The sequence below is a fragment of the Caulobacter sp. genome (assembly GCF_035254145.1).
Classification (GTDB): domain Bacteria; phylum Pseudomonadota; class Alphaproteobacteria; order Caulobacterales; family Caulobacteraceae; genus Caulobacter.
The window spans coordinates 1-6859 of the sequence record NZ_DATFAV010000268.1; the positions used below are offsets into that span (position 1 = coordinate 1).

Here is a 6859-nt window from a genome sequence, read left to right on the forward strand (position 1 = left end):
TTGCGTCGCCAACCCAATGAAACGTTGCAATTGGACAGACTTTGACGAATCAAGAACCCGCCAAAAGAAGTTAAATTACAACTTGAGGTTATTATCGTTATTGATTTCGCCCCGTTCTGGGTCGTGTCGATCTTAAGATCGACCACAACCCAGCAGGGTAAACGCATGTACACTATTGCGTGCGCCTGCGGTCAAGGGTTCCAGCCTATAAGGTCGCGCTTATCAACTCAAATCGGGTAAACTAGAAGAGAAACAGCAACCAGATAACCACTTAGGCGAGTATTTTGTTGCAGCGGCCGATTATCTCTTAAGGCGTTTACTCGAACTCTCTGGAATCCCCGCGAAACATCCTCTGCCATTCGGTGTCGATAAACGTTGTTATACGAGCAGCGGCGAAGAGAGCCCAGGTGTTACCTGCGCGTGTTTTTGTCGCATGACGAACATGGTTCGATGTGAGATCTGCGCTTAGGCGCTCTAGACGATCCCGCTCAGAGGATCGAAGGCGGATACGTCACGCAGCACGACCGCCGCCCCGACTTGGTGGACAGCGAGACTGTCGGCGAAGACGTAGAAGTCTTCGCCGACCTGCACGCCGACATAGATCAGAGCCGACTTCGCGGCGAAAGCGGCGTTCGCCGTCGCCACGGCGCCGTCGAGCGTCGCCGCATTCGCCAGGAGCTGGTAGTTCACGGGCGTGGCGGCCGCCAGACCTTGGAAGTCGAGCGAATCCTCGCTGTCAAAATCGAGAATTTGGTCGGGCGCGGAGGCCAGGGAATCCGAGGCGCCGAAGACAAAGACATCGGCCCCCGGGCCGCCGGTCAGGCTGTCCTGGCCCGCGCCGCCGTTGAGGATGTCGTCACCCGAACCGCCCAGCAGGATGTCGTTGCCCGATCCGCCCGTCAGGGTGTCCGCGCCCGCGCCGCCGTCCAGGGTGTCGGCGCCCCGTCCGCCGATCAACGTGTCCGCGCCGGCCCCGCCATGCAGGATGTCGTCGCCCGAACCGCCGTCGAGACTGTCATTACCAGCGCCGCCGTTCAGGATGTCGTGGCCCGAGCCGCCCAGCAGGGTGTCATTACCCGCGCCGCCGTCGAGCGTATCGTCGCCATCGCCACCGGTCAGGGTGTCTGCGCCGTCGCCGCCATCCAGGGCGTCGTTTCCGCCCGCGCCGTCCAGATTGTCGTCGCCCGCGCCGCCCACCAGCCGGTCGGCCGCGTCGCCGCCGAGCAGCGTGTCATCTCCCGTCCCTCCGAACGCCGCGATCGCGTGGGTGGCCGCAACGGCGCTCGGCTCATAGAAATCGTCGCCGGCGCCCCCGACGAACAGGTGCGAACCGTCGGAGAAGACCAGGCGGGCGGCGGCCGCCGCGGCCGGCAGGCCGAAATTGACGCCAGCCTGCGGAAAGAACACCGAGCGCGCGCCCAGGCTCACCTGATAAGAGCCATAGCCATTGGACTGCGGGAAAAAGGAAATCTCGACATCCGTCGCGGATCCCGACGTGAACACCAGGGTGTCGTAGCTCAGAATGTTGAAACGCTTGGCTTCGGCGGCGGTGATCTTGGAGAAAGAGTACGTCGCCATGGCCACACCGTCAGGTTTCAAGAGCTGAAATAGAGCAAAGGAGCCAGCGGCCCCAAAACGCCGGGTGTCGATATTACCTTAGAGGGTCATCGTCGAGCCCCAGCGGCGGATAACTCTCCGCAAAGCAAAAAATCGCGACAATCTGTCTCAGAGAGATCTACCCAGAACGGGTATCGCCCTTGAGTCCGGGGGCGGCAGCCCCTCCCCGACCACTTTGGCGCCAATCCGCCTTCAAAGCGGGCGCCGCCGCCGACGGCTCGCCGGAACGGCCGCGATCGCTTGCACCCACGGCCCTTGCATTGGGATAGTTTTTATTATCGTAATGCGACCAACCGGTCGAAGTGCTGGATAAAAGGGAGCGGGATATGAAGGCGGTTCTGTTCATGGGGTGCGCCATGCTGGCGCTTTCGGCGGGCGCCGCGGCGGCCCAGGCCAGCTCCACGCGAGCACAGGATGACACGGTGATCGCCGAGATCGTCGTCACCGCTCAAAAGCGCGCCGAGAACCTGCAGGACGTCCCCGTCTCGGTGACAGCCCTGACCGCCGACACCCTATCCGCGCGCGGCGTCAACAACGTGCTGGCTCTGAACAACATGGCGCCGGGCATGCGGATCAGCGCCAACGACGCGGCCGCCAATCCCAAGATCTACATCCGGGGCGTCGGCCTCAGCGACTTCAACCCCAACGCCTCCAGCGGCGTCGGCGTCTACGTCGACGGGGTCTATATCGGCTCGCCCCTGGCCCAGATGGCCGGCTTCTACGACCTGGGCCAGGTCGAGGTGCTCCGGGGCCCACAGGGCACGCTCTACGGCCGCAACACCAACGGCGGCGCGATCAACATCACCACCAAGCGGCCCAGCCAGACCTTCACGGCCGACGCCTCGCTGGAATACGCCACCTTCAACGCCGTCACGGCCGAGGCCGCCGTGGGCGGCCCCATCATCGCCGACAAACTAGCCTTCCGCGCCGCCGGCCAGTGGGTGAAGGACGATGGCTATACCTACAACCGCGTGACCGGGAACGACGTCAACGCCGCCGACCACTGGGCCGGCCGCCTGTCGCTGCTCTACACGCCGACCGAAGACTTCGAACTGCTGACCCAGATCAACCGCTACGTGAACCGCGGCGACGCCATCGCCCCGCAGCACCGCGCCCTGTTCCCCGCCACGGCGGCGGCGACGGGCCCCAACGGCCTGTGCGCCCCGAACGCCTACGCCAGCGGCGCGTGCGCCGACCTGCTGGGCTACGCCGACACCGACAACAACAGCCGCGCGGTCGACGCCAATGTCGAGGGCAAGGACAAGGTCGACCTGTTCGGGGCCTCGGCCCAGGCGACCTGGTCGCTGGGCGGCCTGCAACTCGTCTCGGTCACCGCCTGGCAGTGGGCGCACCGCAACGACCTCGAGAACACCGACGGCAGTCCAGCGCAGATGCTGGAGATCAACTACCGCTCCCGCCAGCGGCAGTTCACCCAAGAGCTGCGCCTGCAGTCGAACGATCCGTCCAAGCGCCTCAACTGGGTGATCGGCGGCTACTTCATGGACGAGACGGTCCAGGACAACACCCGCCAGGACACCCTGCGCGACCTGCGCCCATTGTTCGCCACGCCCGACAACCCCACCGGCCTCAGCCCCGAGAACAGCGTGGCGGTGTTCGGCTGGCCCTACACCCAGAAGACCAAGGGCTACGCCGTCTTCGGCCAGGCCGACTACAAGATCACCGACAAGCTGACCGGCACGGTCGGCCTGCGCTGGTCGGCCGACGACAAACACATGAACTACAAGAGCCAGATCGAGGACGGCCTGATCGTCCTGCTGACCTCGGACCAGAAGAAGACCTTCTCGGATTTCTCGGGGCGTCTCGGCCTGCGATACGCGGTCAACGACGACACCAATGTCTACGCCACCTACAACCGCGGTTATAAGAGCGGCGGCTTCTTCGGGGGCCTGGCCACCACGCCGGAGGAGGTCGAGCCCTACGACAACGAGACGCTTGACGCCTACGAAGTCGGCATGAAGTCCGAGTTCCTGGACCGTCGCGTGCGGCTGAACGTGTCGGGCTTCTATTACGACTACAAGAATCAGCAAGTCTTCGCCCAGGCGCTGCGCAACGGCCTGACCGTGCTGGTGCTGGACAACGCCGCCAACTCCAAGGTCTATGGCGGCGAGGCCGAGATCACCGCGCGGCCGATCCAGCCCCTGACCCTGACGGCCGGCGTCTCACTGCTGCACGCCAAGTTCGGCGAGTACTTCAGCGAAGGCCAGGACTACACCGGCAACCGCCTGCCGCAGTCGCCGAAGCTCACCTTCAATACCGCCGCCACCTGGGTCGCTCCGCTGGCCAACGGTTCGTCGATCGTCGCCAATGTCGACGCCAACTATTCGTCCAAGGTCTATTTCGACAACTCCAACGCCGAGCGCCTGTCGCAGGACTCCGTCTGGATCGCCGGCGCCCAGGTCAGCTGGCGCTCGCCGGACCAGAAAATCGAGGCTGGGGCCTTCGCCCGCAACCTGTTCGACAAGACCTATGTCGTCTCGATCTCGAACATCGACAGCCTGGGCGAGGACCTCTTGAGCATGAACCGCCCGCGCAGCCTGGGCGTCTTCCTGCGGTACCACTACTAGCGCCGGAGTTGGTCGGCGGCGGGCAATCTTGCTATCAGGGCCTCATGGCAAGAAGCACCGCCGCCAAGACCATCGTCGCCAAGACCGGGACCCCCTCGCTGGACACCAAGTCGCGCCCGTCGCGGCGGCGTGGCAAGGACACGTTCGAGGTCATCCTGACCACCGCCGGCGAGCTGCTGGCGGAGGTCGGTTTCGAGCGGCTGACGACGAACCTGGTGTGTGAGCGCGCCGGTCTGACGCCGCCGGCCCTCTACCGTTACTTCCCCAACAAGTACGCCCTGCTCAAGGAACTGGCCCACCGCCTGATGGACGCCCAGGACAAGGCGGTGCTGGCCTGGCTGGAGGCCGGCGGAACCGAGGCGTCCTCGATCGAGGAGTCGGTCGCCAAGAACCGCGACCTGCAAAAACAGATCAACGCCATCACCCGCGCCTTTCCCGGCGGCGACTGGATCCTGCGCGCCCTGCGAGCCCTGCCCGTCCTGCAGGAAGTGCGAACCACCTCGCGCGACATGGTCGCCCAGACGCTGTTCGACATCCTGAAGACGGCCAATCCCGGCGCCAGTGAGGATCGGCTGCGGACGGCGACGCGGCTGACTACCCAGATGATGTACGCCGCCACCGAAATGGTCCTGGAAGAGCCGGACCAGGACGAGGACAAGATCAACGAAGAGATCTGCTGGATGGTGGCCTTGTATTACCAGCACCTCACGCGGGCTGCTTCGGCCTCAAGAGACTGATCAGGCCCAGGGCCAGGGCAAGGCAGGCGGCCGACAGGATCAGCGCCCGCCGGACGGGCCCGTCCCCCACCACCAGCGAAGCGGCCAGCGGACCGGCGCTACTGCCCAGCAGCTGGGCCGCGCCCAGTTGCATAGAGGCGCGCCGGGTGGGGTCGATACGGATCAGCAGCAGGGTCTGGAACGGCAGGGCGAACAGCCACAGGAATCCGAACGCCGCGACGCAGGCGATGAACAGCCCGCGCCCTGGGCCGCTCCACAGCGTGGCCAGGATCAGCGCGTTGATCGTCCCCACGGCGAGTAGCATCCGGGTCGGCGGGACCCGGTCGCCGACCGCCGTCGCCGCCGCGCCGCCTAGCACTTGCAGGCCCAGAGCCAAGGCGACCGCCAGGCCCGCCTCCCGGGGCGACAGACCAGCCTTGGCGGCCAGCGGCTCCAGATAGACCCACAGGGCGACGATGAAGGCCATCCAGAGGAACACCGCCGCCAGTCCGGCGATCGACCGCGCGTCCAATCGCCCACCCTCGTCGGACCTCGGCAGGGGCGCGAGCCGGTCGGGTCCCGCCAGGCAGGCCAGGGCCGCCAGCAGCGAGATCGCCGCGAGGCAGGCCAGGGCGCCGTTGACGCCCCAATGCGGCATGACGGTCGCCGGCAAGGCCGCCGCCAACACCAGCTGCGCGAAGGTCTGCACCGTCACGAAGACGCCGGAGGCGCGCTCTGGATGAGACGCGCGCGCGATCGCACCGATGGCCAGCCACAGCATCACCCCGGCGCAGGCGCCGGCCGCGGCGCGCAGGACGATCACGCCGACGCCGCTCACCAGGGTCGTCGCGAGCATCGCGGCCGCGTGCAACAGGCAGGCTAGGCCGATCTTAAGTCGGACGTTCGTCGGCTTGAGCAGCGCCGCCGCCAGGCCGCAGGCCAGGCCAAGCGCCATCAGTTCGACCGTCGCGGCGAGGCCGATTTGCGCCGTGCTGAGCCGGCCCTCCCGCTCGAAGGCGCCGAGGATCACGGGCTGCAGCCCGGCGATCAGCAGGGCCACGACACCGACCCCCTGGCTGATCGCGACCTCGCGCCGGGGCGGAGAGATCACGGCGGGTGCGGGCGCCTCGATCGCCGCCTCGGAAACGCTCATCGGCCCTGCCCGTAGGATTTGAACCGCTGGAGGATCAGGTTCATCTCGTCGTCGCCCAGCAGGGTCGGGCCGCCGATCGCCAGGGTCCCCCAATAGACCGCCGCCTGCTCCTCGATCTCCTCGGCGATGGCCAGGGCGAAATCGAGGGTCGGCGCGACGACGATCTGGCCATGATTGGCCATCAGGGCGGCGTACCGCCCGGCCAGGGTCTCGACGACGATCTCCGCGAGCTCGGTGGAGCCGAAGGTGGCATAGGGCGCGACGGGCACGCTGGCCCCGCCTCCCACTGCCACCATATAGTGCACGGCGGGGATCGGTTTGCCGGCGCAAGCCAGGATGGTGGCGTGGCGCGAATGACAATGGACCACCGCCCCGACATCGGGTCGGCGATCCAGCAGGCCCCGGTGCATCCGCCACTCGCTGGAGGGCTTCAGCGACCCTGGGGCCGTCGAACCGTCGGGCCGAACCAGCACCATGTGGTCGGCGGTCAGGCGCGAGGCCGGCACGCCGCTGGGCGTGACCAGCATCGCCTCGCCGCAGCGCGCCGAGACATTGCCCGAGGTGCCGCGATTGAGGCCCTTGTCGTCCATGGCCCGCATCACCTCGGCCATGCGCTGGCGCAGCGCGCCCTCGTCCATTGCGGCCATCAGGCGGCCTCGCTCGGAGTCATCTGGCCCATCGCCGCTTCGGTGGTCTCGAAGCTCTCCAGTTTTCCGGTGGTGGCCAGCCCCTGGGCGACCAACGCCGCCGTGGCGGTGGCGAAGCGGGCGGCGTCCAGCGGCGCCGAG

The 6859-nt window shown here is 66.6% G+C and carries 5 protein-coding genes; 2 read left to right on the top strand and 3 right to left on the bottom strand.

Annotated features, from left to right (window positions below):
- Positions 1–474: 474 nt before the first annotated feature.
- Positions 475–1578, bottom strand: a complete 1104-nt coding sequence (locus VJ655_RS16330; protein ID WP_324112884.1) for a calcium-binding protein — start codon at positions 1576–1578, stop codon at positions 475–477.
- 365 nt (positions 1579–1943) lie between these two features.
- On the opposite strand from VJ655_RS16330, the gene VJ655_RS16335 reads away from it, so the two are divergent.
- Together VJ655_RS16335 and VJ655_RS16340 are read left to right on the top strand one after the other, a co-directional pair.
- A complete protein-coding gene (locus tag VJ655_RS16335) occupies positions 1944–4202 on the top strand; it encodes a TonB-dependent receptor (protein WP_324112886.1) in 2259 nt (752 codons plus the stop codon).
- Between the two features lie 44 nt (positions 4203–4246).
- Positions 4247–4939 (top strand): helix-turn-helix domain-containing protein, encoded by a 693-nt coding sequence (locus tag VJ655_RS16340; RefSeq protein WP_324112888.1) that lies wholly within the window; start codon positions 4247–4249, stop codon positions 4937–4939.
- On the opposite strand, the gene VJ655_RS16345 is transcribed toward VJ655_RS16340, so the two are convergent.
- Both VJ655_RS16345 and VJ655_RS16350 read right to left on the bottom strand, forming a co-directional pair.
- On the bottom strand, positions 4908–6071 hold the full coding sequence (locus VJ655_RS16345) for an MFS transporter (RefSeq protein ID WP_324112890.1): 1164 nt from the start codon (positions 6069–6071) through the stop codon (positions 4908–4910). The genes VJ655_RS16340 and VJ655_RS16345 overlap by 32 nt on opposite strands.
- Positions 6068–6718: a class II aldolase/adducin family protein gene (locus VJ655_RS16350; protein WP_324112892.1), complete on the bottom strand. Its 651-nt coding sequence runs from the start codon at positions 6716–6718 to the stop codon at positions 6068–6070. Before VJ655_RS16350 ends, VJ655_RS16345 begins: the two co-directional genes overlap by 4 nt.
- Positions 6719–6859: the final 141 nt, after the last annotated feature.

What these genes read in the sequence shown, in the direction of transcription:
- VJ655_RS16335 (WP_324112886.1), top strand. Translation starts at nt 1,944, where the DNA reads ATGAAGGCGGTTCTGTTCATGGGGTGCGCCATGCTGGCGCTTTCGGCG.
- VJ655_RS16330 (WP_324112884.1), bottom strand. Translation starts at nt 1,578, where the DNA reads ATGGCGACGTACTCTTTCTCCAAGATCACCGCCGCCGAAGCCAAGCGT.
- VJ655_RS16350 (WP_324112892.1), bottom strand. Translation starts at nt 6,718, where the DNA reads ATGGCCGCAATGGACGAGGGCGCGCTGCGCCAGCGCATGGCCGAGGTG.
- VJ655_RS16345 (WP_324112890.1), bottom strand. Translation starts at nt 6,071, where the DNA reads ATGAGCGTTTCCGAGGCGGCGATCGAGGCGCCCGCACCCGCCGTGATC.
- VJ655_RS16340 (WP_324112888.1), top strand. Translation starts at nt 4,247, where the DNA reads ATGGCAAGAAGCACCGCCGCCAAGACCATCGTCGCCAAGACCGGGACC.